The organism is Streptomyces sp. CA-251247, from assembly GCF_050952975.1.
Lineage (GTDB): Bacteria > Actinomycetota > Actinomycetes > Streptomycetales > Streptomycetaceae > Streptomyces > Streptomyces achmelvichensis.
The window spans coordinates 2015721-2037939 of sequence record NZ_CP191861.1; the positions used below are offsets into that span (position 1 = coordinate 2015721).

The window sequence follows — 22219 nt, forward strand, 5'->3', positions numbered from 1 at the left end:
GCCGATCGGGGCGCCCGGGCTTCACAGTGCCGGTGGTGTCATGGTGAAGCGGGCGTTGACCTGCGCATAGACCGTCTGCCGCTGTGGTTCGAGGTCGAGTGCGGGGGCCATTTCGGCACTGTCGGCCGCTCCGTAGGCGGCCATGCGCATGGAGCCGGGGGCCGGTGGCACTCCGTAACCGACGGCGTTCTCGGCTCCGAGGTCGGCGAGTTCCACCAGCGCGGCGAGGCGTGCGCCGAGGGCCTCCGCGTACTCCCGGGCGCGCTGGACCGCTTCGAGCACCGCCTGACGGCGGGCTTCGCCATGGGCGGGTGAGTCGGGGCGCAGCGCCCACCAGGGGCCGTCGACCCGGGTGAGGTCGAGATCGGCGAGGCGGGTGGTGAGTTCGCCGAGTGCGGTGAAGTCGGAGAGTTCGGCGGTGATGTGCACCCGGCCGTGGTAGGCGCGGATGCGCTCGGCGCGGCCGTGCCGGGTGAGTTCGGGGGTGATGGAGAAGGCGCCGGTCTCCAGTTTCTCCACGGCGTCGCCGTAGGACTTGATGAGGTCCAGGACCGCCGTGTTGCGGTGGGTGAGGTCCTCGAGTGCGGTACGCCGGTCGGTGCCGCGTGCGCTGACGGCGACGCCGATCCGCGCGATCTCGGGGTCGAACTCCAGGCGGGCCTCGCCGCGGACGGCGACCCGCGGGGTTTCGGGGGTGCCGTACGGCGCGGCGGTGGGGGGTGCGTCGGTGGTCACGGTGGCTCCCTCGTACGGCGTGGTCGTGCCGGCGGACGTGTCCGACACTCTCGCATCCCGGGTGTACGACCGGCAGACACCAGATCGAAACCCGCGGGGGGTGTCGCCCGGCACCGCCCCTGGGCCAGAATCTACGCGCGTTGTGCCTGTGAACCGAGAGAACGAGGGATACGAAATGCCGCTGAATCGTAGGACGTTCCTGGAGCGATCCGCCGCCGCCGGGGCCGGGGTGGCCATCGCCGGCAGCGCTGCCGTGCCCGCCGCGGCCGACGAGCGTGCCTCCGGTCGTCCGCCGAAGCGGTACTCGTTCACGGTCATGGGCACCACCGATCTGCACGGCAACGTCTTCAACTGGGACTACTTCACGGACAAGGAGTTCGACGACAAGGCGCACAACGATGTGGGCCTGGCGAAGATCTCCACGCTGGTGAACCGGATCCGCAAGGAGAAGGGGCGGCGCAACACGCTGCTCATCGACGCCGGCGACACCATCCAGGGCACCCAGCTGTCGTACTACTACGCCAAGGTCGACCCGATCACCGCCAAGCGCGGGCCGGTGCACCCCATGGCGCAGGCCATGAACGCGATCGACTACGATGCCGCGGCGCTCGGCAACCACGAGTTCAACTACGGCATCCCGGTGCTGCGCAAGTTCGAGGAGCAGTGCCGCTTCCCGCTGCTCGGTGCCAACGCGCTGGATGCCAAGACGCTGCGCCCGGCGTTCGCGCCGTACAGCATGCACCGGATGTCCACGCCGTGCGGCCGGGACGTGAGGGTCGCGGTCCTCGGGCTCACCAACCCGGGCATCGCCATCTGGGACAAGGCCAATGTGCAGGGCAAGATGGTCTTCCCGGGTCTCGAGGAGCAGGCCGCCAAGTGGGTGCCGAAGCTGCGTTCCCTGGGCGCCGACGTCGTCATCGTCTCCGCCCACTCGGGCTCCAGCGGTACCTCGTCCTACGGTGACCAGCTGCCGCACATCGAGAACGCGGCCGGTCTGGTCGCCGAGCAGGTGCCCGGGATCGACGCGATCCTCGTCGGTCACGCGCACACCGAGATCGCCGAGTACTTCGTCACCAACAAGGAGACCGGCGAGAAGGTCGTGCTCTCCGAGCCGCTGAAGTGGGGCCAGCGGCTCACCCTGTTCGACTTCGACCTGGTGTGGAGCAAGGGACGCTGGACGGTCGAGAAGGTCGGCGCCCAGGTGCTGAACTCGAACACCGTCGAGGAGGACCCGAAGATCACCCGGCTGCTCGGTGATGAGCACAAGAAGGTCGTCGCGTACGTCAACCAGGTCATCGGCACCTCCGTCACCGCGATGACCACGGCCGATGCGCCGTGGAAGGACGAGCCGATCATCGATCTGATCAACCACGTCCAGCAGGAGACGGTGAAGGCGGCACTGGCCGGCGGCCAGTACGCGGCGCTGCCGGTGCTCTCGCAGGCGTCCTGTTTCTCGCGGACCGCGGCGATCCCGGCCGGCAACGTGACCATCAAGGACGCCGCCGGGCTGTATCCGTTCGAGAACACGCTGGAGGCGCGGCTGCTCACGGGCGCGCAGCTGAAGGACTATCTGGAGTTCTCGGCGCGGTACTACGTGCAGACGCCGGCGGGCGGCCCGGTGGACACGGCCAAGCTGACGAACGCCGACAACACGCCGGACTACAACTACGACGCGATCTCGGGTCTGACGTACGAGATCGACATCGCGAAGCCGGCGGGCTCGCGGATCGCCGCGCTGTCCTTCGACGGCAAGCCGATCGATCCGGCGGCGCAGTTCGTGCTCGCCGTGAACAACTACCGGGCGAGCGGCGGCGGCAACTTCCCGCATGTGGCGGGCTCCCAGCAGCTGTGGGCGAACTCGGAGGAGATCCGCAACACGATCATCACGTGGGTGACGGCGAAGGGCACGGTGGACCCGGCCCGGTTCGCGTCGGTGGGCTGGAAGCTGACGCGTGAGGGCACGCCGGTCTTCTGACCGTCCGCGTGTCAGGAGGCGTTCAGTTTCCCTGGGCGAGGGGCGTGAGTTCCATCGCCTGCCCGGGGACCCTGGGCGCCTCCCGGCGTTCCAGGCCGAAGCTGGTGAAGGCCGTGCGCCGGGGCATGGGGTAGGGCTCCTTGCCGGTCAGGGAGTTGAGGATGCCGGCGCTGCGCCAGGCGGCGAGGCCGAGGTCGGGGGCGCCGACGCCGTGGCTGTGCTTCTCCGCGTTCTGCACGTAGACCGCGCCGGTCACCGACTCGTCGAGGACGAGCTTGAACTCTCCGTCGACGCGCGGCCGCCCGGAGGCGTCACGGGAGACGTACGGGTCCAGTCCGGCGAGCATGCGGTCGACGGAGCGCTCGCGGTAGCCGGTGGCCAGGATGACGGCGTCGGTGGTGAGTCGGGAGCGGGTGCCCTGCTGGGCGTGTTCCAGATGGAGTTCGACCTTGGTGGTGGCGACGCGGCCCGCGGTGCGGACGCCGACACCGGGTGTGAGGACGGCGTCGGGCCAGCCGCCGTGCAGGGTCCGGCGGTAGAGCTCCTCGTGGATGGCGGCGACGGTGTCGCCGGCGATGCCCTTGTGGAGCTGCCACTGCTGGGGGACGAGCCGGTCGCGGGTCTGCTCGGGCAGGGCGTGGAAGTAGCGGGTGTAGTCGGGGGTGAAGTGCTCCAGGCCGAGCTTGGAGTACTCCATGGGGGCGAACGCCTCGGTCCTGGCCAGCCAGTGGAGCTTCTCCGCGCCGGCGGGGCGGGCCCGCAGCAGGTCGAGGAAGACCTCGGCGCCCGACTGTCCGGAGCCGATGATCGTGATGTGCTCGGCCTCCAGCAGCCGTTCCCGGTGCTCGAGGTAGTCGGCGGAGTGGATCACGGGGACGGCGGGGGCCTCGGCGAGCGGGCGCAGCGGTTCGGGGACGTACGGTTCGGTGCCGACGCCGAGGACGATGCTGCGGGCGTAGCTGCGGCCGAGTGCCTCCGCCTCGCCGTCGGCGTCGAGCTGGGTGAAGTCGACCTCGAACAGGGCGCGTTCGGGGTTCCAGCGGACGGCGTCGATCTGGTGGCCGAAGTGCAGACCGGGGAGGTTGTCGGCGACCCAGCGGCAGTAGGCGTCGTACTCGGCACGCTGGATGTGGAACTTCTCGGCGAAGTAGAAGGGGAACAGCCGCTCGCGGGCGCGCAGATAGTTCAGGAAGCTCCAGGGGCTCGCCGGGTCGGCGAGGGTCACCAGGTCGGCGAGGAAGGGGACCTGGAGGGTGGCGCCCTCGATCAGCAGGCCGGGGTGCCAACTGAAGGCCGGCCGCTGTTCGTAGAAGGCGGTGGTGATCCCGCCGTGGACGCCGTCGGCGAGGGCCGCGAGGGAGAGGTTGAACGGGCCGATGCCGATGCCGACGAGGTCGAGGGGCTGGGTGGCCCCCCAGGTTCCCTCGGGGTCGTGGGACGGTTCGGGTGCGGGCGTACCGGTCATCGGTGGGTGCTGCCTTCCACGAGTTCGAGCAGTTTTTCCAGGTCGCCGGTTGTGGCGTGCGGGTTCAGGAGCGTGGCTTTGAGCCAGAGGCGGCCGTCGGCGCGGGCGCGGCCGAGCACGGCACGGCCTTCGGTGAGCAGGACGCGGCGGATCCGCGCGGTCTGCTCGTCGTCGGCCGCGACGGGCCGGAACAGCACCGTCGACAGGGCGGGGCGGTCGTAGAGCTCCAGCCCGGGGTGCTGGTCGACGAGGTCCGCGAGCTGCCCGGCGGCGGCGCAGACGCGGTCGACCAGCTCGCCGAGTCCGGCGCGGCCGAGGGCTCGGAGCGTGACGGCGACCTTGAGGACGTCGGGCCGCCGTGTCGTGCTCAGCGAACGGCCGAGCAGGTCGGGCAGTCCGGCCTCGGTGTCGTCGTCGGCGTTGAGGTACTCGGTCCGGACGCCGAGTGGGCCGAGGCGGGACCGGTCGGGCACCGCGAACACCCCGGCGGCGATGGGCTGCCAGCCGAGTTTGTGGAGGTCGAGGGTGACGGAGTCGGCGCGTTCCAGGCCGGCCAGCAGGCCGCGGTGCTTGTCGCTGAACAGCAGCGGGCCGCCGTAGGCGGCATCGACGTGGAGCTCGGCGCCGTGGCGCGCGCAGAGGTCGGCGATCTCGGGCAGAGGATCGATTCGCCCGGTGTCGGTGGTGCCGGCGGTGGCGACGACGAGGCAGGGGCCCGGGAGGTCCGTGAGCGCCTCGTCGAGACCGGCGGGGTCGAGCACACCGGGTCCGGCGGGGACGGCCACCGGCTCGGGCAGTCCGAGCAGCCAGGCGGCCCGGTGCACGGAGTGGTGGGTGGCGGCGCCGCAGATCACCTGGACCGCGCCGTGCCGCTCGCGGGCGAGGAGCAGCCCGAGCCTGTTCGACTCCGTGCCGCCGGTGGTGAACAGGGCGTCGGGTGCGGGCGCCGCGGGATAGACCTCGTGGGCGAGTGCTCGGACGACGGCGGTCTCCAGCTCCGAGGCGGCGGGTGCCTGGTCCCAGGAGTCCATGGAGGGGTTCAGCGCGGAGGCGGCGAGATCGGCGGCGACGGCGAGCGCGAGGGGCGGGGTGTGCAGATGCGCCGCGCACAGGGGGTCCGCGGGGTCGGCGGCGCCGTGCGTGAGGGCGCGTACGAGACTGCGCAGCGCCTCTTCGGCACCGGTGCCCTGCTCGGGGAGAACGGCCCCGGCGGCCTGACTCAGCCGCGCGGCGACGGGCCCGGGCCCTCCGGGGGGCAGGGGCCCTCCGCGGCCTGCCGCGCCGTCCCGCAGCGCGTCGAGCACGATGTCGAGCAGGGGCCGCAGGGCGTCGGGACCTGTGGTTCCTCCCGCGAGAGGCGGCGTACTCATGGAGGGTCCTTCGGGTGTCGCCGGGCCGGTCACCCCGGGGTGATGAGGGTGCGCACGATGCTCAACGACGCGGAAGGGCAAGGGGTATTGGCGCGCGGGGAAGGTGGGCGGGGGCGCGGTGTGTGCGGGGCCCGCGCCCGGGCCGCCGGTGGTGTTCGGCGGGCCTACCTGCGCGCCGGGGTGCGGGGGCGGGGGGTTCAACCGGCGGTCGGGGCACGGGGGTTCGTGGCGTGCGCCTCCGTGCGGCAGCGGGCGACCCGGGCGCTGGGACTTCCGGGGCAGCGGGGCGCACTCCCGTGCGTCAACGCTCACCGGCCGCCGGACGCGGAGGGCTGCAGGGTGCGGTGGCGCGCGTGACAGCCGGCATCCGAGGGACGGGAATCGTGGCTTGCGCCTCTGCGGGCACTGGAGGCTTACGGGGCAGCGTGGGCGGCAGGCATGCGTCTACCTGCGGGCAGCGCGCCGGTGGGGCGGCGCCCGGCAGCAGCTCTGCGCATCAACTCGCCACGAGCACGGCGGCTTCGCGGAAGGCCGCCCCACGCGACAACCGGCGCCCCCGGTGGAGGTGTCCGCTTGCGGGCGGCGACGCCACGCGAGAGACGGCGGTCGAGCCGCCGGGTTCGCCCCGGCAGCAACGCCGCAGTAACGCGCTCAACAGCCCGGGCGTATCGACCGGCGACCAGGTCGCGGGGTATTCACCGACCGGTGACGGCCCGTGTCACCCGCCCCCGGGGCACGGGGGTTCACCGGCAGCGGTCCGGCGCGGCACGCTGCGACCGACACCCGCGGGTTCACCGGGCAGCGCCCCCACGCGACAACCCGCGCGGCCCGGGGCGTCACAGGTCACCCGCAGCAGGTACCGCGCACCCGGCGGCGAACGAGGGTCACCGGGCAGCGCCCCCGCGCACCGATCCGCGGCCGGGTCGCGGGGGCGCCCCGCAGCGCGCGCCCCCGCCTGCGTCCTTACCCCTCCTGTACCGACAACGCCCTGCGCAGGTCGTCCAGTTGGTCCGCCAGTTTGCGGCGCAGGGCCGGGATCATGTCCGCGTCGCGCAGACACCGTTCGCCCAGTTCCAGCGTCTGCGCGTCGACGGCGTGCAGCGGGAACGCGTACCGGCCCGCCGCCTCCGCTATGGCCGGGCCGCGGCGGGCTGCGAGGGCCACCGCGTCGTCGAAGTACCGGGCTACGTACTCCCGGACCAGTTCGGCCTGTTCGGGCTGCCAGAAGCCCTGTGCCGTGGCGGTGAACAGGTAGTTGGAGAGCGTGTCAGAGGTGAACAGCCGCTCCCACGCGGCCGCCTTCGCCTCCGGTGTGGGCAGCGCGGCGCGGCAGCGGGCCGCTCCTTCCTGGCCCGTCGCGCTCGGATCGCGGTCCAGTTCGGCCGCGATCGCGTTCTCGTCCGTCTCGCCGAGGACGGCGAGGCGGTAGAGGATGCGCCAGCGCAGCTCCGGGTCGAGCTCCGGTCCGCCGGGCACGCTGCCGTCGGCGAGCCACTCCTGGATCGTCTCGGGCTGGGCGGCCGCGTCGATGAAGTGGCGTACCGCTGTCAGGCGCAGTCCGGCGTCGCTGCCGTCCTCGGTGCGGCGCAGCAGGTCGCGGCAGATGTTCCTGATCACGCTGAGCGCCGCCGGGCGCTCGTCCGCGCCAGAGAAGCGGTCGGCGATCTGGGTGGCGGCGAAGGCGAGCACGCCCTGCACCACGGCGAGGTCCGACTCGCGCGGCAGATGGGCGCGGGCGGCATCCAGATAGGCGGCCGGGGCGAGGTCGCCGTCGCGGACCATGTCGCGGGCCGCGTTCCACACGACGGTGCGGGTCAGGGGGTCCGGGACGGCGGACAGCAAGCGGACGGCGGTGTCCCAGGAGGCCGGGTCGAGACGCACCTTGGCGTAGCTGGCGTCGCCGTCGTTGAGGACGACGAGGGCCGGGCGCCGGCCGGGGCGGGGGCCGTGCTCGCCGTGCGGGACGTCCAGTTCGAAGCGGTCGCGCAGGACGAGGGCGGACGCGTCCACGGGGTCGGCGTCGTACGCGCCGACGGCGATGCGGTGCGGGCGGCTGCCGTCCTGGGCGACGGCGAGCGACCAGGTGCCGTTCGACTCGGTCACGGTCGAGGTGAGGGTGTCGACGCCGGTCGTCCGCAGCCAGGACTCCGCCCAGCCGTGCACGTCGCGGTCGGTGGCCTGGGCGAGGGAGTCGATGAAGTCGGCGAGGGTGGCGTTGCCGAATTTGTGGCGGGTGAAGTGGGTGTTGATGCCGGCGAGGAAGTCCTTCTCGCCCATCCAGGTCACCAGCTGTCGCAGCGCGGACGCGCCCTTGGCGTAGGAGATGCCGTCGAAGTTGAGCATCGCGGACGCGGTGTCGGGGACGGCGTCCGGGTCGGGTGCGACGGGGTGCGTGGAGGGCCGCTGGTCGGCGTCGTAGCCCCAGGACTTGCGGCCGATGCCGAAGTCGACCCAGGTGTCGGTGAAGCGGGTGGCCTCGGTGAGGGTCTGGTAGCCCATGTACTCGGCGAAGGACTCGTTCAGCCAGATGTCGTCCCACCAGCGCAGGGTGACCAGGTCGCCGAACCACATGTGCGCCATCTCATGGGCGATGACCATGGCGCGGGTCTGCCGCTCGGTGTCGGTGACGGCGGAGCGGTAGACGAACTCGTCGCGGAAGGTGACGAGTCCCGGGTTCTCCATCGCCCCGGCGTTGAACTCGGGCACGAAGGCCTGGTCGTAGGAGTCGAAGGGGTACGGCTCCTCGAACTTCTCGTGGTACCGGTCGTAGCACTGGCGGGTGATCTCGAAGATCTCGTCGGCGTCCGCGTCCAGGTAGGGGGCGAGCGAACGCCGGCAGTGTATGCCGAAGGGCAGTCCCGCGTGCTCGGTCAGGACGGAGTGCCAGGGGCCCGCGGCGACGGCCACGAAGTAGGTGGCCAGCGGCGGGGTGGGGGCGCAGGTCCAGCGTCCGTCGCCGAGGTCGGTGGCGAGGGAGTTGCCGAGGACCTTCCAGCCGGCGGGGGCGGTGACGGAGACTTCGAACACGGCCTTGAGGTCGGGCTGGTCGAAGGCCGGGAAGACGCGCTGGACGTCCTCCATGAACAGCTGGGTGTAGACGTAGGTCTCGCCGTCGGTGGGGTCGGTGAAGCGGTGCATGCCCTCACCGGTGCGGGAGTACCGCATGCCCGCGTCGATGTTCAGCTCGTGCTCGCCGGCACTGAGCCCGCGCAGCGCCAGCCGGTTCCCGGTGAGCGTCTCGGGGTCGACCGGCTGCCCGTCCAGGGTGACGGAGCGCAGGATGTCCGGCTTGATCTCGACGAAGGTGTCCCCGTCCGCCCGCGCGGTGAAGTGGATGACGGTACGGGAGTCGAAGGTCTCCTCCCCGGTGGTCAGATCGAGGTCGATCGTGTACCGGTGGACGTCGAGGAACTGGGCACGGGTCTGCGCTTCGTCGCGCGTCAGGACGGACATGAGGGCCATGCTGCCTGATGGGCCCGCTCCCGCACACGGGGTATCGGTTGCGCTGAGAGCGCACGCCCGCGCGGTGCGCACGCCCCAGGTCGTCCCGCCGGCGCGACGTCGGGGCCGGCGGCGCCCGCCTCAGGTCATCTGCGCGGCGCGACGTCCGGGTCGGCGGCGATCGTCTCGTGGTGGCGGATCACCTCGGCGATGATGAAGTTCAGCAGCTTCTCGGCGAACGCGGGGTCCAGTCTGGCGCTCTCCGCGAGCTGGCGCAGCCGCTCGATCTGGCGGGCCTCGCGGTCCGGGTCGGCGGGCGGCAGGTGGTGCTGGGCCTTGAGCCGGCCCACCTGCTGGGTGCACTTGAAGCGTTCGGCGAGCATGTGGACGACGGCCGCGTCGATGTTGTCGATGCTCTCGCGCAGGCGGTTCAGCTCGGCCCGTACGTTCTCGTCGATGTCCCTGGTGGTCATGGTCAGCGAGCTTACGACGATCACGTGGAGATCGTCGGGGGGTGTTCGGGGTCCGGGATGCGGTTGCTCCAGCCGCCCGGGACGGCGCGTCCCTGCTGGGCGCGGAAGCGGACGGGCGCGGTTCCGACACGACGGGTGAACAGCCGGGAGAAGTAGGCCGGGTCCTCGTAGCCGACGCGGCGGGCGACGGCGGCGACGGGGAGCTCGGTCGCGACGAGCAGTTCCTTGGCCCGGCCGAGCCGGATGCCGAGGAGGTAGTCCTTGGGGCTGCACCCGGCGCCCCGGCGCACGGCGGCGCGCAGTTCCGCGGGGGTCATGCCGTGGCGTGCCGCGTGCTCGGCGACCGACAGCGGCTGGAAGGCGTCGCGGGCGAGCGCGCCGAGTACGGGGTCGCCCTCGGCGTTGGTGTCGGCGCGGGCGCGGCGCAGGGCGACGAGGAGTTCGTGCACGGCGGCGCCGGTCTCGACCTCCAGGAGCGGATTGCCGCGGCGGGCGGCCCGGGCGATACGCCCCACGGCGGCGCGCGGGGCGGCGGTGTCGGAGAGCGGGACGACGGGCCGGTGGGGCTCGATGTAGCCGAGTTCGGTGTAGGTGGCGGTGGCGGGTCCGGCGAAGTCGACGAAGCTCTCGTCCCAGCCGCCCGCCGGGTCGGGGCCGTAGTGGTGGGGCACTCCGGGTGTGAGCCAGAGCAGGGCGGGCGCGGTGACGGCCGTGCGCTGTCCGTCCGGTTCGCGGAACCAGCCGCTGCCCGCGCTGATCACGACGGCCACATGGTGGTCCAGGGTGCGGGGCCCGACGGTGGGCAGAAGGCCGTGCTGGAGTCCGACGCCGAGGCAGACCAGGCCGAGCTGCTGATGCACGGGGCCGGGGGTGAAATAGCGCATCCAGGTGTGGTACATCCGCTTTCGCCCTCTCCCTGGCCGCGATCAGCCTGCGCGTGCGTCCAAACAGCGCCGATCTTTGTCCATGGATTCCTCCGCCGCCAGGGGGCGATGGTGAGCGAGGCGGGGGGAAATGGGCGAGGGGTGGGACGTGACGGAGTTCACGGTCGGTGACGAGGATTTTCTGCTGGACGGGCGGCCGGTGCGGCTGCTGTCGGGTGCGCTGCACTACTTCCGGGTGCACGAGGGGCACTGGGACCACCGGCTGGCGATGCTGCGGGCCATGGGCCTCAACTGTGTGGAGACGTACGTCCCGTGGAACCTCCACGAGCCGGCGCCGGGGCGCTACGCCGACCCGGAGGCGCTGGGGCGGTTCCTGGACGCGGCGCACCGGGCGGGGCTGTGGGCGATCGTGCGGCCGGGGCCGTACATCTGCGCCGAGTGGGAGAACGGCGGGCTGCCGCACTGGCTGACGGGCCGCCTCGGCCGGCGGGTGCGCACCGACGACGCCGAGTATCTGGGGCATGTGGAGCGCTGGTTCACCCGGCTGCTCCCGCAGGTCGTGGCGCGGCAGGCGGACCGCGGCGGCCCGGTGATCATGGTGCAGGCCGAGAACGAGTACGGCAGTTACGGCACCGACCGCGGCTATCTGCGCCATCTCGTGGACCTGCTCGGGGGCTGCGGGGTGACCGTGCCGCTGTTCACGTCCGACGGGCCCGAGGACCATATGCTCACCGGCGGCTCGGTGCCGGGCGTGCTCGCCACGGTCAACTTCGGGTCGGGGGCCCGTGAGGCCTTCGCGACCCTGCGCCGTCACCGTCCCGGCGGACCGTTGATGTGCATGGAGTTCTGGTGCGGCTGGTTCGACCACTGGGGCAAGGACCACTCGGTACGCGATCCGGCGGATGCGGCCACTTCGCTGCGGGAGATCCTGGACGCGGGGGCCTCGGTCAATGTGTACATGGCGCACGGCGGTACGAGCTTCGCCGGCTGGGCGGGGGCGAACCGCGCCGGCGAACTCCAGGACCAGGCGCTCGAACCGACCGTCACCTCCTACGACTACGACGCCCCGATCGACGAGGCGGGCCGTCCCACGGAGAAGTTCTGGCGGTTCCGCGAGGTCCTGGAGCCGTATCGGGACGGGCCGTTGCCCGAACTGCCGCCGGAGCCCGCCGCGCTGGGCGCCCCGGCAGGGGCTAAGTTCGACGGCTGGGCGCCGCTCGGTGACGTCCTGGAGGTGCTCGGCGACGAGGAGACCGAGGGCCCGGTGCCGCCCACCTTCGAGGAACTGGGCGTGGACCGCGGCCTGGTCCGCTATCGCGTACGGATCCCGGGACCCCGCCGGCCGTATCCGCTGCGCGTGGCCGGGCTGCGCGACCGGGCCGTCGTGTACGTCGACGGGGCCCGGGCGGGGGTGCTCGGCGGGGAGAACGACGCGCTGGCGGAGCCGGTGGCGGGGCCCGCGGACGTGGAGCTGTGGGTGGAGTCGCTGGGGCGGGTCAACTACGGGCCGCGGACGGGCGAGCCGAAGGGGATCACCGGCGGGGTGCTGCACGAGCGCCAGTATCTGCACGGGGTGCGCGCCGGTGCGCTGCGGCTGGACGCGTTCGGTGCCGCGGCGGTCGCGAAGGTGCCGTTCCGTGCGGCCGAGGCGGGTGCCGCGGGTCTGTACCGCGGCTCGGCCGTCGTCGAGCACGCCGGTGACGCGCGCCTGGAACTCCCGGGCTGGACACGGGGGTTCGTGTGGGTGAACGGCTTCTGCCTCGGCCGCTACTGGGCCGCGGGACCGCAGCGGTCGCTCTTCGTCCCCGGGCCGGTGCTGCGCGCGGGGACGAACGAGGTGTGGGTGCTGGAGCTGGAGGGGGCGGGAGCGCCGGCCGGGACGTTCAGCCCGGTGTGACGCCCCTGCCGGCGATGCGGTCGAGGACGTCCCGGTAGACGGAGCGCTTGTCGGGGCGTGCGTGGTCCAGGGCGTGCCGCAGGGCGGGGACGGCGGGTGTGCCCCACAGGGTGAGCCCGTCGGCGGCCGCCGTGCGGACGACGGGGTGCGGGTGTTCGAGGAGCCCGGTCACCGCCGGGATCGCGGGCGTCCAGCGCGCATGGCACACCGCCCGGACCGCCATGCGCCGTACGTCCGGCTGCGGGTCGTGCAGCAGCACCGACACATGGCCGAGGTGGGTCTCGCGGTCGAAGACCGCACGCGAGGTCCGGTAGGCCTGGAGACGGACCTTGGTCCGCGGGTGCTCCAGCAGTGCGCCGATCACCTCCCGCACTCCGCGGTCCTTCTCGGCGGCCGGGCCGGTGTGTTCCGCGGCGGCCGGTCCGGTGTGTTCCTCGATCAGCCGCAGGAGGGCCCGGCGTATCCCGTCCGGGGAACCGGTACGTGCCAGGGCGGGCAGTTCGGTGCGGGCGGCGGGCCGCCGGGGCCGCGCCGTCGCGGGGCGTTCGCGGAGCGCCGCGAGCGTGGCGGCGTCGTGGCGTGCGGCGTCCGGGCCGCGCAGGGGGCCGTCCACCAGACGGAGTTCGTCCGCGAGGTCGGCGCGTCCCTCCGCGCGCAGCCGGGCGTCGAGGCGGGTCAGTGCGGGTGTGCGGAGCAGGGGGCGCCCCGCGAGCAGGTCCAGGAATCCCCAGGCACCGGCGGCGAGCCGTTCGTCGAGGTGTCCGGCGAGGACGTCGGCGGGGACCCTGCGCAGGGCGCGTGCGGCCTGGGGACGGATCGCGGCCGGGCCGTGCTCCCACCACCTCAGGAGCAGTGGGAGCAGGTCCGTCAGATCGTCCGGGTCGAGCCACAGGGCCCCGGCCACGGCCACCGCCCGGTCGGGGAGGGTGCCCTCCGCGCTCAACTCGGCCTCGTCGATGGCCCGCAGGTCGCCGTGGCCCGGCGGCACGGTCACCCGGCCGCGGAGGTACGCCCGCAGGACGTCGAGCCGGACGCCGGGCTCCGGCCAGTCCACCAGTGCCCGGGCGGCGGCGTCCCGGCGATCCGCCTCGGGCGCGTCCAGCAGGGCCAGCAGGCGTCGCCGCAGGGCCGCCGAACGCGGCTGGTCGAGATCGTCGCCGTGTACGGTCCGCGCGTCGGGCGCGGGTGCCGCGGCGGATTCGGCGATGGTCCACGGCGGGGCACCGAGGGGCTGGAGTTCGGTCATCCGGTCGACGAGTGCGGCGCGGACCTCGGGCAGCGCGCCGGCGTGGGCGTCGATCAACGCGGCCAGCAGCTCCCGCGAGCCGGGGGCGTGCGGGGAGCGGCTGAACTCCTCCAGGGCGTCCGGTGTCCGTACGGCGGCGTCCAGTGCGGCCCGCCAGGCCGGGTCGGCGGCCTGCTCGGCGGTCGGAGGGACGGCGAACGCCTCGCGCAGCACGGCGGTTTCGGCCTCCCAGGGGTCGGCGCCGAGCCGGGCCGCGGTCAGCGCCGATTCGAGGTCGCAGCGGACGAGTACCGCACCGCAGCGGCGCAGCAGCGCGAGGGTGGCGCGGCCGGCGCCGGGGGCCGGGGGCAGGGCGCGTACGGCGGTGACCACCACCGGCCGCTGGGCCGCGTGCAGTTCGGGGGCGACGGCGTCGAGTACGGCGAGAAGGCCGGCCCGGTCGGCATCGGACGCATGGGTGAGCTGGTCCAGGACGATGTCGGCGGACCGGGCGAAGACCGCCAGTTCGGCGGGCGTCCACGGCGCGGGGCACAGGCTCAGCGTCAGTCGCAGGACCCGGCCGCGGACCGCCGGGCCGGGCGCGGACGCGGCGAGCCGCAGCCAGTCGCCGAGCAGGGGCCGCAGCTCGCGCAACCGGGTCAGCGGCGGCGGCTCCTGGCGTTCGGCGATCCGCAGGGCGATCGCGGGGTCCCAGCCCTCGGTCAGCAGGGAGGCGACCTCGGTGTCCGTCGTCTCCTCCGGTCCGGGCCGGCGGCCGGGGGCGACGACACCGTGACGGGCGGCCGCTCCCGCGATCTCGGCGAGCGTCCCGGAGGCGAGGCGGATGCGGCCGGTCACGGCCAGGGAGAGCAGCACCGGGACAGCCGGTGACTGCTGGGCGTCCAGGGCGAGGAGCGAGCGCGCGGGCAGGACACCGTCGAGGCCGGCCAGCAGCAGGTCGCGGGTGCGGCCGTCGTCCTCGCGTTCGGCCGCGGCGATCAGCGTGGCCGCGTACGCGTCGCCGAGGACGGCGCGCAGGGCTTCGGTGAGGGAGGCGCGCAGGCCGGGGTTGTCGTGACGGCCCAGCCAGAAGAGCAGCTTCGGCACCGCCTCGGGGCCGCCCGCGCGGACCAGGACCTCGGCGGCCGTCTTCTTGATGTTCATGGTGGGACGGTCGAGACAGGCGGCGATCGCACCCGCCGCCCAGCGTGCCCCGGCCTGTCCGAGGGCCAGCAGTGCCTGCCGTACGGTCTGGATGTCCTCGGCGGCCGTCAGCGGGATCAGCGTCGCCGAGAGGGCGCGGGCGTCGGTGCCGGAGGTGTCGCGGGCGAGCAGGGCGACCACGTGCTTGCGTATGTGCCGGTCGCGGTGGCGCAGCAGGCGGTGCACGTGGGGGCGGGTGTGGGCGTGAGGCGTCCGCAGGAGGACGTCGAGCAGGACGGTCCGCTCGCCGTCGGACTGCCCCGGACGCTCCAGCAGTTCCAGGGCCAGGGTCGCGACGAGCGCGTCGCCGGCTTCCCGGGGACCGGCCGCGTCGAGCAGGCACACCGGGCGGATCCTGCCCCGGGTGTGCAGGCGGCCGCCGAGGGCGTGCAGGGCGTCCAAGGCCTCCTGGGGGACGGCGGGTTCGCCGCCCGGCCGGCCCTCGTGCCGGGTGCCGGCGGACCGGGGTCGGGCGGACCAGGGCCCGGCGGCCGGCTCGTGGGAGCCGGGCTCTCGGCCGTCCGGGTCCCGGCTGTCCGGATCTCGCGCGGCCGCCGCCACCTCCGCGACGATGCGCAGCAGCAGGTCAGCGAGGACGGGCAGCATCGCGGCGTCGCCGTTGGCCGCCAGCCGGCACAGGGCCGCCACCGGCCGGCCGGGGTCGAGATGCGAGCGGAGGAGCGCCAGTTCGCGGTCGTCGGGGCCGCCGAGGTCGGCCGCGACGCGGTCGGGCAGATCGGCGGGATCGAGCCGGCCGAGGATCCGGCGCCGCAGCTCCGGGTCCTCGTTGAGCAGCCACAGCACCTCCAGTGCGTGGTGCCGTACGGCGCGGAGATGAGGCACGACGACGCCCACGTCCCCGTCTCCCCGCGGGCCGGCCTCCGGGCCCGCGTACGCCAACTCCGCCTTCCTCAGGCCGAGTCCATGGGCGAGTACCGCCACCGTCCGCCGGCCACCGATGGCCTCCAGCGTGTGCAGGGCGGCCGCGGGCGCGGAGGGCAGGAGACCGAGCACCGTCTCCTCCGCGTCCGTGTGCCGCAAGGCACGGATCGCGTCGAGGAACGGCTCCGGCCTCGCGGCGAGCGGGAGCAGGCGGGTGACGGCCTCACCGACCGGCAGGTCCCCCGCCCCCTGGGCGGCCAGCGCCACCAGCAGTTCGAGCCGCCGTCTGCTCCGGTCGTCGGGCGCTGCCTCCGTCAGCTCCCGGAGCACCGCCCGTCGGCAGGTGAAGAGGACCGTCGCGACCTCGTCCGCCGGAAGGGAGTGGTCGGCGAGCGCGAGAGCGACGACGGCGGGGACGTCCTTGTCCTGCGCAAAGTGTCCGCGCCGGTGCAGTCCGCTCAGACAGGTCAGGACCGGCCTCCCGAGGAGCAGGGGGTCCGTCCCGGCGAGCGCCGTCAGCGCTCCGATGTCGTCGCGTTCCGCCAGGTCTCCGAGGAGTTCCACACTCCGTTGCCGCAGTGCGGGCGACAGCGCTGCGTCCTCGGCGACCTGCCGCAGCAGGTCCGCGTGTCCGTGCCGGGCCGCCGCGGCGAGCGCGGCGGCGGCCACCTCGGGACGTGCCGCGGTCGACGCGGGGGTGAGGAACGGCGCGAGGCGGGGCAGCGGGAACGGTTCGAGCGCCGCCCACGGCTCGGCGAGTTCGCTCAGCGCGCCCGCCACGACGCCGGCGCCGGCCGCGCCGAGCAGGGCGGACAGCCGGGCGCGCACCAGCGACGGCCTGAGCAGTCCGGCGTGCAGCCCTTCGCGGAGCAGACGCAGCGCCTCCCCCTGCACCACCGGGTTGTCGGTGTCCGCCAGTTCGGTGACCAGCCGCTCGGGCCGCTGGGCGTCGAGGACACGCGTGTCCCGCAGGGCCTGGTACAGCAGCTCGTCCCGCGGCTGCGTGCGTACGGCCTCCGGATGGTGCAGCAGCTCGGCCCGCAGCCAGGCGATCCGCACCGGCATCGGCAGTCCCGCCCTCCGCCGGGCGGGCCACCTCCGCGCGGGGACGTGCTGCCCGAGGCGTCCGTACAGCTGCGCCTGCACGAGCGCCGCTTCCGGCGAGGCCGCCATGGATGCGGGCAGCAGCCCCGCGAGTTCCGCTCCCTCCGACGCCGCGTCCCACCGGGCCGAGGTCACCCGCTCCCGCAACAGCACCAGGCCCAGGTGGCTGGTGTGCGGGTCGGGGTGCCCGATGAGCCGGGCGAGGTCCGACGGCGCGCACACCAGAGGGTCGGTGTGGCGGGCCGCCTCGCTCTCGCCGCGGCTCGGGGCCTGCCGGGGCGCTTCGTCGGCCGGAGTCGTCATCGTCGGATCGTAAGGGCGGCGGTCGCCGCCCCACCAACGGGATTCACCACGCCCCCGGTCCCACCTCCCGCACCTCGAAGGTGTCGAGCACGAACTCCGCCGTGCCGTCGTCACCGACCTTCCGCAGGCCCACCCAGGTCTCTCCCGCGTCGTCGGGAGCGGTGAACTCGTATGCGTAGGACGCCGGGTCCGTCGCCACCGGCAGCGGTACACGGGCGAGTTCCCGGTCGTCGGCGCCCGTGACCCAGGCGTACTGGCCCGCCTTCTCGTTCTCGTAGCGGAACGAGACGCGGTAGCGGGTCCCCGGCCGGAAACGGACGGTGTGCTGCACGGTCCGGTAGACGAGGCCGTCGTTCTCGCCGCGGGACTTGAGCGACTCCGTCCCGTCCACCACGTCGTCGATCGCCTTGCCGTTCCAGCCGCGCTGGGTGAACGGCGCGTGCCGCTGGGCGATATGGGTCCGCGGGTCGGTCGCGCCACCGGCGTCGCCCTTCACGAACACGCCCCAGCCCTGTGGCACGTGCTGGAAGTCCTCGTAGGCGACGGTGTCCGGCTTCGCCGTCCGGCGTGCGGCGACGACGCGGACGTTGTCGAAGCGGACCCGCGGTGCGCCCGCCTCGGCCCGCAGCGTGAGGGTGACCGGCCCGCCGCCCTGGGGGACGGTGAAGTGGGTGAACATCCGCTGGAAGCGGGTGCCGTGCTTGCGGTCGGCGGCGACATGGTTGCCGGCGGTCGAGATGTCCGTCCAGTTGGCGGCGGTGACGCCGTCGGCGGTACGGATCTCCAGGCTCGCCCTGCGCCGCTCCCCCGCCCGCTCGCCCACCTCGACCTGCACCGAGGCGGCGTAGGTCCCGGGCGCGAGCCGCGCGAGCCGCTGCCCGGCCCAGCCGGCCGCACCCGCACCGATGACCAGTTCGTGGTCGCCGAGCGGGCTGAGCACGACGGAGGCGGGGCCCGCCACCGTCCAGCCGTCGAGGGTGCCGGCGTGGAAGCCGGGGTCGTGCACGGGTGTCGCCTCGCCCCAGCCCGGGTCGCCGTTGGCCCGGACCCGGGTGCGGTGGACGACGTACGGCTGTCCGGCGTCGGCGTCGACGGTGATGCGGCCGGAGCGTACGGGCAGTTCGGCGGCGTGGACCCGGCCCTGGTCGGTGAGCCGGTAGAGCTGGACCCGCGCGGCGCCTGCCCAGCCGCGCGGCAGCTGCCAACTGGTGGTGCCCCCCTGGGGGTTGTAGTGGTAGAGCTTCGCGGGATCGGTGGCCCGGCGCGGCTCCCACGGCAGCAGATAGGTGCCGCCGTCGTAGACCACGCGGCCGTCGGTGACGATGCGGCGCGTGCCGCCCTCGTCGGAGACGGTGCTCGGCCCGAAGAAGGTGATCTCGTGGTCGGTCCAGCGCTTGATCGGGTGGGCCTGGAGGTACTTGGCGGGCAGGGACTCGGTCCAGATCAGCTCGTAGAAGACGTTCCAGTCCGTCTTGCCCACCCAGCCCTCGAAGTTGCCGGTGCGCGGTATGCCCAGCAGGGTGGGCCACTTGTCGGCGAAGACGTCCTTCTGGTGGTTGCGGATGAAGCGGATCAGCCGTGAGTTGACGCCGCGTGAGGTGTCGGGGCCATAGTCGGTCTCGGTCGCCCAGTGCGACCACAGCGCCGAGCGCTCCAGGCCGTGGCCCCATTCGGTGGTCACGAGCCAGCCCTGGTCGCGCAGTGCGCGCTGCAGCCGGTCGGAGGTCCAGCCGGACTCGCGGAAGACGTCGATGTAGAGCGTGGTGAGGGCGGGGTCGGTCTCGGCGCGCAGATCGGCGAAGCGGCGGACAATGTCGCCGGAGACCAGATCCCGCCGCTGGTCGATGCGGTACGACTGGTCGAGCCAGTCCCACTGTTCGTTCGCCTTGTCGACCAGGGTCTCGGAGAAGGCGTTCGCGACGGGGTAGGACTCGGTGGCGTTGACGTGCACGCCGAAGTCGCTGTTCCACTTCCTGCCCTGACGCACCAGGGTGTTGAGGTCGGCGAGTCCGCCGGCGCGCCGGTTGTGGTTGCCGGCGTAGTCGGGGTGGGCCGAGTCGTGGCCTTCCGACTGGTAGCCCTTCAGCAGCGTGTACTGGCGCAGTCCGTCCGTCGCCAGGGAGATCCGCTTGACGTGGTCGAGGGTGGCCAGAAATGGATTGGTGGCCTGCGAGGCGAAGTTGAAGGGGATGTGCGGGACGACCCGCAGATGCTGCTCCTCGGCGCCGAGCGGATCGATCATGATGTCGCGGAAGGCGATGGCGGCGTCCTGCCAGTCGACGACGCCGTCCCCGTTGCGGTCACCGGTGATCACGACGGTGGCGTACGGGAGGGGTTCGACGGCGTCGACGGGTGCGGTGGCCGCGCGGTGGGTCCACTGCCCGGGGACGAGGTGGGCCGTGACCAGGCCGTCCGTCACGGTCGTCTGCCGCCAGAGCCGGCCGTTGTCCCAGGTCGCGCCGGGGGTGGCGGCGGGGTTGTCGTAGACGGTGTTGGTCTCCACGGCGCCGCCGAGCCGGTCGTGCGCGACGACGGCGTAGGCGCAGCCCGTGGGGCTCGCCTCCGCGGGCGTGTCCGGGGTGAGGGTGATCAGTGTGTCGCCGCTGCCGGCCTTGTCCAGCGCGATACGGGCGGCGTACAGCGTCGCGCCGGGCTGGTCGCTGCGTACCGCGAGGAGCGCGAGGCCGGGGATCTCCAGGGTGCCGACGCGCAGCGCCTCGGTGTCGGCGATGCGGGTGACCCGCCAGTCGACCGTGCGTCCGTCCACCCGGATCTCGACGTCGATCTCGGTGGCCGCGTGCTTCTCGGCGGACCGGTCGCCGCCGGTGGGGCCGAAGGAGAGGGTGTAGGCGATCCGGTCGCGGCGGACCCGTGCGGTGACCTGCGGCGTACGGGCCACGGAGTCGATCAGCAGCGAGGTGACGCTCCGCTGCTGCCCGTACAGCGTCGCGCCCGTGCCGCGGTCGGTGTACGACACGATCCGCGGGAAGCCGCGGTCGACGAGGACGTCGAGGTCGCGCGAGCGCAGAACGGTCTCGGGGGCGGTGGCGGTTCCGTCGGCTGCGGCGAGCGCGGTTCCCGGGCCCGCGACGGCCGCTCCGACGCCGGCCAGGGCGGTGGCGGCCACGACGGTTCTGCGGCTGGGCCCGCTCTCTTGTGCGTCCACGCTCGTTCCTCCTCGTGACGGGTGCTGCGTGCACGTCAATCTGCGCCGGGAGGGAGGAACGCGCCCATGGACAAAGGAGGGGCAGGTGTTGGACTAAAGCGTCCGGCACCTGCCCCTGCTTCACGGGACTTCTGCGGCCGGCCGGGCCCGTGGCGGACCCGGCCGGACCGACTCGGTTGCTACAGCGTGGCTGCCGCGGACTTGATGGCGGCAGCGAAGGTGGACACCTCGGTGTAGACACCGGGGTAGTTGGGCCGTGCGCAGCCCTCGCCCCAGCTCACGATGCCGACCTGGATCCAGGCGTTGTTGTTGTCCTTGCGGAACATCGGGCCACCGGAGTCGCCCTGGCAGGTGTCGACGCCGCCCTGCGGGAGCCCGGCGCAGATCTCCTCACCGGCGACGAGGCTCGGGTAGGACTGCTTGCAGGAGGCGTCCGAGACGAACGGCACCTGCGCCTTGAGCAGGTAGCGCTGCTGGGCGCCGCCCTCACGGGCCGCACCCCAGCCGGCGACCGTGAAGGTGCCGTTGTTGTACGCCGTCGTGTCGGCGATCTTCAGTGTGGGGAGATTGATCGGCTGGGCCAGCTTGATCAGCGCCCAGTCCTTGCCCGTGCCGTTGTAGCCGGGGGCCTGGAGGACCTTGGTGGACTTGACCTTGATGGCGCTGGCGCTCTGCAGATCCACGACGCCGGCGGTGGCGGTGATGCTGGTGTTGTTGCCGGAGCCGGAGACACAGTGTGCGGCCGTGAGGACGATCTGCTGGGTGTACAGAGCGCCGCCACAGCCCATGGAGAGCCGGACCATGAAGGGGAACTCGCCCTGGGCGGCGCGGGTACCGCCGACGACGGGCGGCTGCGCGGCCGAGGCCGAGGAGGGCTGCAGGCTGACAGCGGCCAGCACGACAGCGCCGGCGGCGGCGCATCTCTTGACCATGCGGAGAAGCTGCTTCAACGGACTGCCTTTCGTGGGGGGTTCAGACTTACGCCGGCACCGGATCCAGGCAGCCGCGGCACGCAACTGACATGGGCCCGACAAGACGTGATCCGGATTATGGGGAGTGTGTCAGGTGCGCCACAAGGAGCAGTTTTCAGCCACGCCACCAGCGCGGATTCACCGCCCGTTCCCCGTAGAGTTGATCCCGGCCGACCATCGTGCATGGGGGGTACGGGACGTGGTGGCGAAGGACAGCGAGGTCGTACACGGCTATCCGCACCTGGACACCGTGCGCGCGGCGATCACCGCCCTGCACCGACGGCTCTCGTCCGAGGGCGTGCTCTCCTACGCCCCGAGCGTCCTGCCGGCCGATGTGGCCTTCGCCGATCAGGACGACCTCCATCTGGGCGCCCAGCGTGTCGCCCGGGCCCTGGTGCATCACTTCCGGCTGCCGGACGCCCGGATGATCGTCAGCTTCCGCGAGATGACCCACGCGGCGAGCGTCGAACTGACGGCCGGACCCGAATACTTCATCGAGCTCAACGACCGGTTCCGTACGCATCGACGGGACATCGGCGCGGCCCTCGCCCACGAGATCATGCATGTCCTGCTCCACCGGCTCGGTCTCTCCTTCCCCGGCACTCGTGACAACGAGATCCTCACCGACACCGCCACCACCTATCTCGGAGCGGGCTGGCTGCTGCTCGACGCGTTCCGCGAGGACAGCGTTTCCAGTCAGAAACTCGGGTACCTCACGCCCGAGGAGTTCGGCTATGTCCTCGCCAAGCGGTCACTCGTCTGCGACGAGGACCCCTCACCGTGGTTCACCAGCCCGCAGGGCTATACGGCATATACCAAGGGGAAGGCGCAGGCGCTGCGCGACGCGCAGCAGCCGCCGCTGACCACCGCCGGATGGACGGGCCGCCACCGCTATGCCAGGGACCGGCGGTACGCGCGGGAGCACGCCGGAGCGAGCTCGCACCCGGAGTCCGGCGCGACGGGGTACGCCTTCGAGCACGGCCCCGACGGCCTGCGCGTCTCGTTCGCGTGTCCCACCTGCCACCAGCGCATCCGGATCCCCGTACGCGGCCGGGTGCGCGCCCGGTGCGGTCTGTGCCGGACGATTCTGGAATGCGACACCTGAGCGGTTCTCCGTAGGCTCGA

At 73.0% G+C, this 22219-nt stretch carries 12 protein-coding genes; 3 read left to right on the forward strand and 9 right to left on the reverse strand.

Translation table 11 applies throughout. From position 1 onward, the window contains the following. Window positions 1-21: 21 nt before the first annotated feature. Window positions 22-735: an SIMPL domain-containing protein gene (locus ACQPWZ_RS08940; RefSeq protein ID WP_340477798.1), complete on the reverse strand. Its 714-nt coding sequence runs from the start codon at window positions 733-735 to the stop codon at window positions 22-24. 175 nt (window positions 736-910) lie between these two features. On the opposite strand from ACQPWZ_RS08940, the gene ACQPWZ_RS08945 reads away from it, so the two are divergent. After that, a complete protein-coding gene (locus ACQPWZ_RS08945; RefSeq protein WP_433571062.1) occupies window positions 911-2710 on the forward strand; it encodes a bifunctional metallophosphatase/5'-nucleotidase in 1800 nt (599 codons plus the stop codon). A 22-nt stretch (window positions 2711-2732) separates the two neighbouring features. Here ACQPWZ_RS08945 and ACQPWZ_RS08950 read toward each other — a convergent pair whose 3' ends face one another. From ACQPWZ_RS08950 to ACQPWZ_RS08970, 5 genes are all read right to left on the reverse strand, one after another. Then, complete coding sequence (locus ACQPWZ_RS08950; RefSeq protein WP_340472531.1) at window positions 2733-4175, reverse strand: lysine N(6)-hydroxylase/L-ornithine N(5)-oxygenase family protein; 1443 nt, start codon at window positions 4173-4175, stop codon at window positions 2733-2735. Continuing rightward, window positions 4172-5545 carry a pyridoxal phosphate-dependent decarboxylase family protein gene (locus ACQPWZ_RS08955; protein ID WP_433571063.1) on the reverse strand — a complete coding sequence of 458 codons (1374 nt, stop codon included), beginning with the start codon at window positions 5543-5545 and terminating at the stop codon, window positions 4172-4174. Before ACQPWZ_RS08955 ends, ACQPWZ_RS08950 begins: the two co-directional genes overlap by 4 nt. 963 nt (window positions 5546-6508) lie before the next feature. Next, the gene (pepN, locus tag ACQPWZ_RS08960) at window positions 6509-8998 is read right to left on the reverse strand and encodes an aminopeptidase N (RefSeq protein ID WP_433571064.1); all 2490 of its coding nucleotides are present in this window, start codon (window positions 8996-8998) and stop codon (window positions 6509-6511) included. A gap of 134 nt (window positions 8999-9132) precedes the next feature. After that, window positions 9133-9459: a chorismate mutase gene (locus tag ACQPWZ_RS08965; RefSeq protein WP_313949049.1), complete on the reverse strand. Its 327-nt coding sequence runs from the start codon at window positions 9457-9459 to the stop codon at window positions 9133-9135. Between the two features lie 20 nt (window positions 9460-9479). Then, window positions 9480-10358, reverse strand: coding sequence for a helix-turn-helix domain-containing protein (locus ACQPWZ_RS08970; RefSeq protein WP_356699304.1), 879 nt, complete (start codon window positions 10356-10358; stop codon window positions 9480-9482). Window positions 10359-10491: 133 nt separating this feature from the next. Between ACQPWZ_RS08970 and ACQPWZ_RS08975 the strand changes: the two genes are divergently transcribed. Next, window positions 10492-12240 carry a glycoside hydrolase family 35 protein gene (locus ACQPWZ_RS08975; RefSeq protein ID WP_433571065.1) on the forward strand — a complete coding sequence of 583 codons (1749 nt, stop codon included), beginning with the start codon at window positions 10492-10494 and terminating at the stop codon, window positions 12238-12240. Here ACQPWZ_RS08975 and ACQPWZ_RS08980 read toward each other — a convergent pair. From ACQPWZ_RS08980 to ACQPWZ_RS08990, 3 genes are all read right to left on the reverse strand, one after another. Then, window positions 12227-16957 carry a HEAT repeat domain-containing protein gene (locus ACQPWZ_RS08980; protein ID WP_433571066.1) on the reverse strand — a complete coding sequence of 1577 codons (4731 nt, stop codon included), beginning with the start codon at window positions 16955-16957 and terminating at the stop codon, window positions 12227-12229. The two genes, ACQPWZ_RS08975 and ACQPWZ_RS08980, sit on opposite strands and share 14 nt — an antisense overlap. Window positions 16958-17000: 43 nt before the next feature. After that, a complete protein-coding gene (locus ACQPWZ_RS08985; protein ID WP_433571067.1) occupies window positions 17001-20123 on the reverse strand; it encodes an endo-alpha-N-acetylgalactosaminidase family protein in 3123 nt (1040 codons plus the stop codon). 179 nt (window positions 20124-20302) lie between these two features. Further along, on the reverse strand, window positions 20303-21055 hold the full coding sequence (locus ACQPWZ_RS08990) for a S1 family peptidase (RefSeq protein WP_340472538.1): 753 nt from the start codon (window positions 21053-21055) through the stop codon (window positions 20303-20305). A 241-nt stretch (window positions 21056-21296) separates the two neighbouring features. Here ACQPWZ_RS08990 and ACQPWZ_RS08995 point away from each other — a divergent pair, with 241 nt between their 5' ends. Then, window positions 21297-22199 carry a hypothetical protein gene (locus ACQPWZ_RS08995; RefSeq protein WP_433573792.1) on the forward strand — a complete coding sequence of 301 codons (903 nt, stop codon included), beginning with the start codon at window positions 21297-21299 and terminating at the stop codon, window positions 22197-22199. Window positions 22200-22219: the final 20 nt, after the last annotated feature.

Coding starts and splice junctions, on each gene's coding strand:
- ACQPWZ_RS08945 (WP_433571062.1), top strand. CDS start 911: ATGCCGCTGAATCGTAGGACGTTCCTGGAGCGATCCGCCGCCGCCGGG.
- ACQPWZ_RS08965 (WP_313949049.1), bottom strand. CDS start 9,459: ATGACCACCAGGGACATCGACGAGAACGTACGGGCCGAGCTGAACCGC.
- ACQPWZ_RS08955 (WP_433571063.1), bottom strand. CDS start 5,545: ATGAGTACGCCGCCTCTCGCGGGAGGAACCACAGGTCCCGACGCCCTG.
- ACQPWZ_RS08970 (WP_356699304.1), bottom strand. CDS start 10,358: ATGTACCACACCTGGATGCGCTATTTCACCCCCGGCCCCGTGCATCAG.
- ACQPWZ_RS08980 (WP_433571066.1), bottom strand. CDS start 16,957: ATGACGACTCCGGCCGACGAAGCGCCCCGGCAGGCCCCGAGCCGCGGC.
- ACQPWZ_RS08990 (WP_340472538.1), bottom strand. CDS start 21,055: ATGGTCAAGAGATGCGCCGCCGCCGGCGCTGTCGTGCTGGCCGCTGTC.
- pepN (WP_433571064.1), bottom strand. CDS start 8,998: ATGTCCGTCCTGACGCGCGACGAAGCGCAGACCCGTGCCCAGTTCCTC.
- ACQPWZ_RS08950 (WP_340472531.1), bottom strand. CDS start 4,175: ATGACCGGTACGCCCGCACCCGAACCGTCCCACGACCCCGAGGGAACC.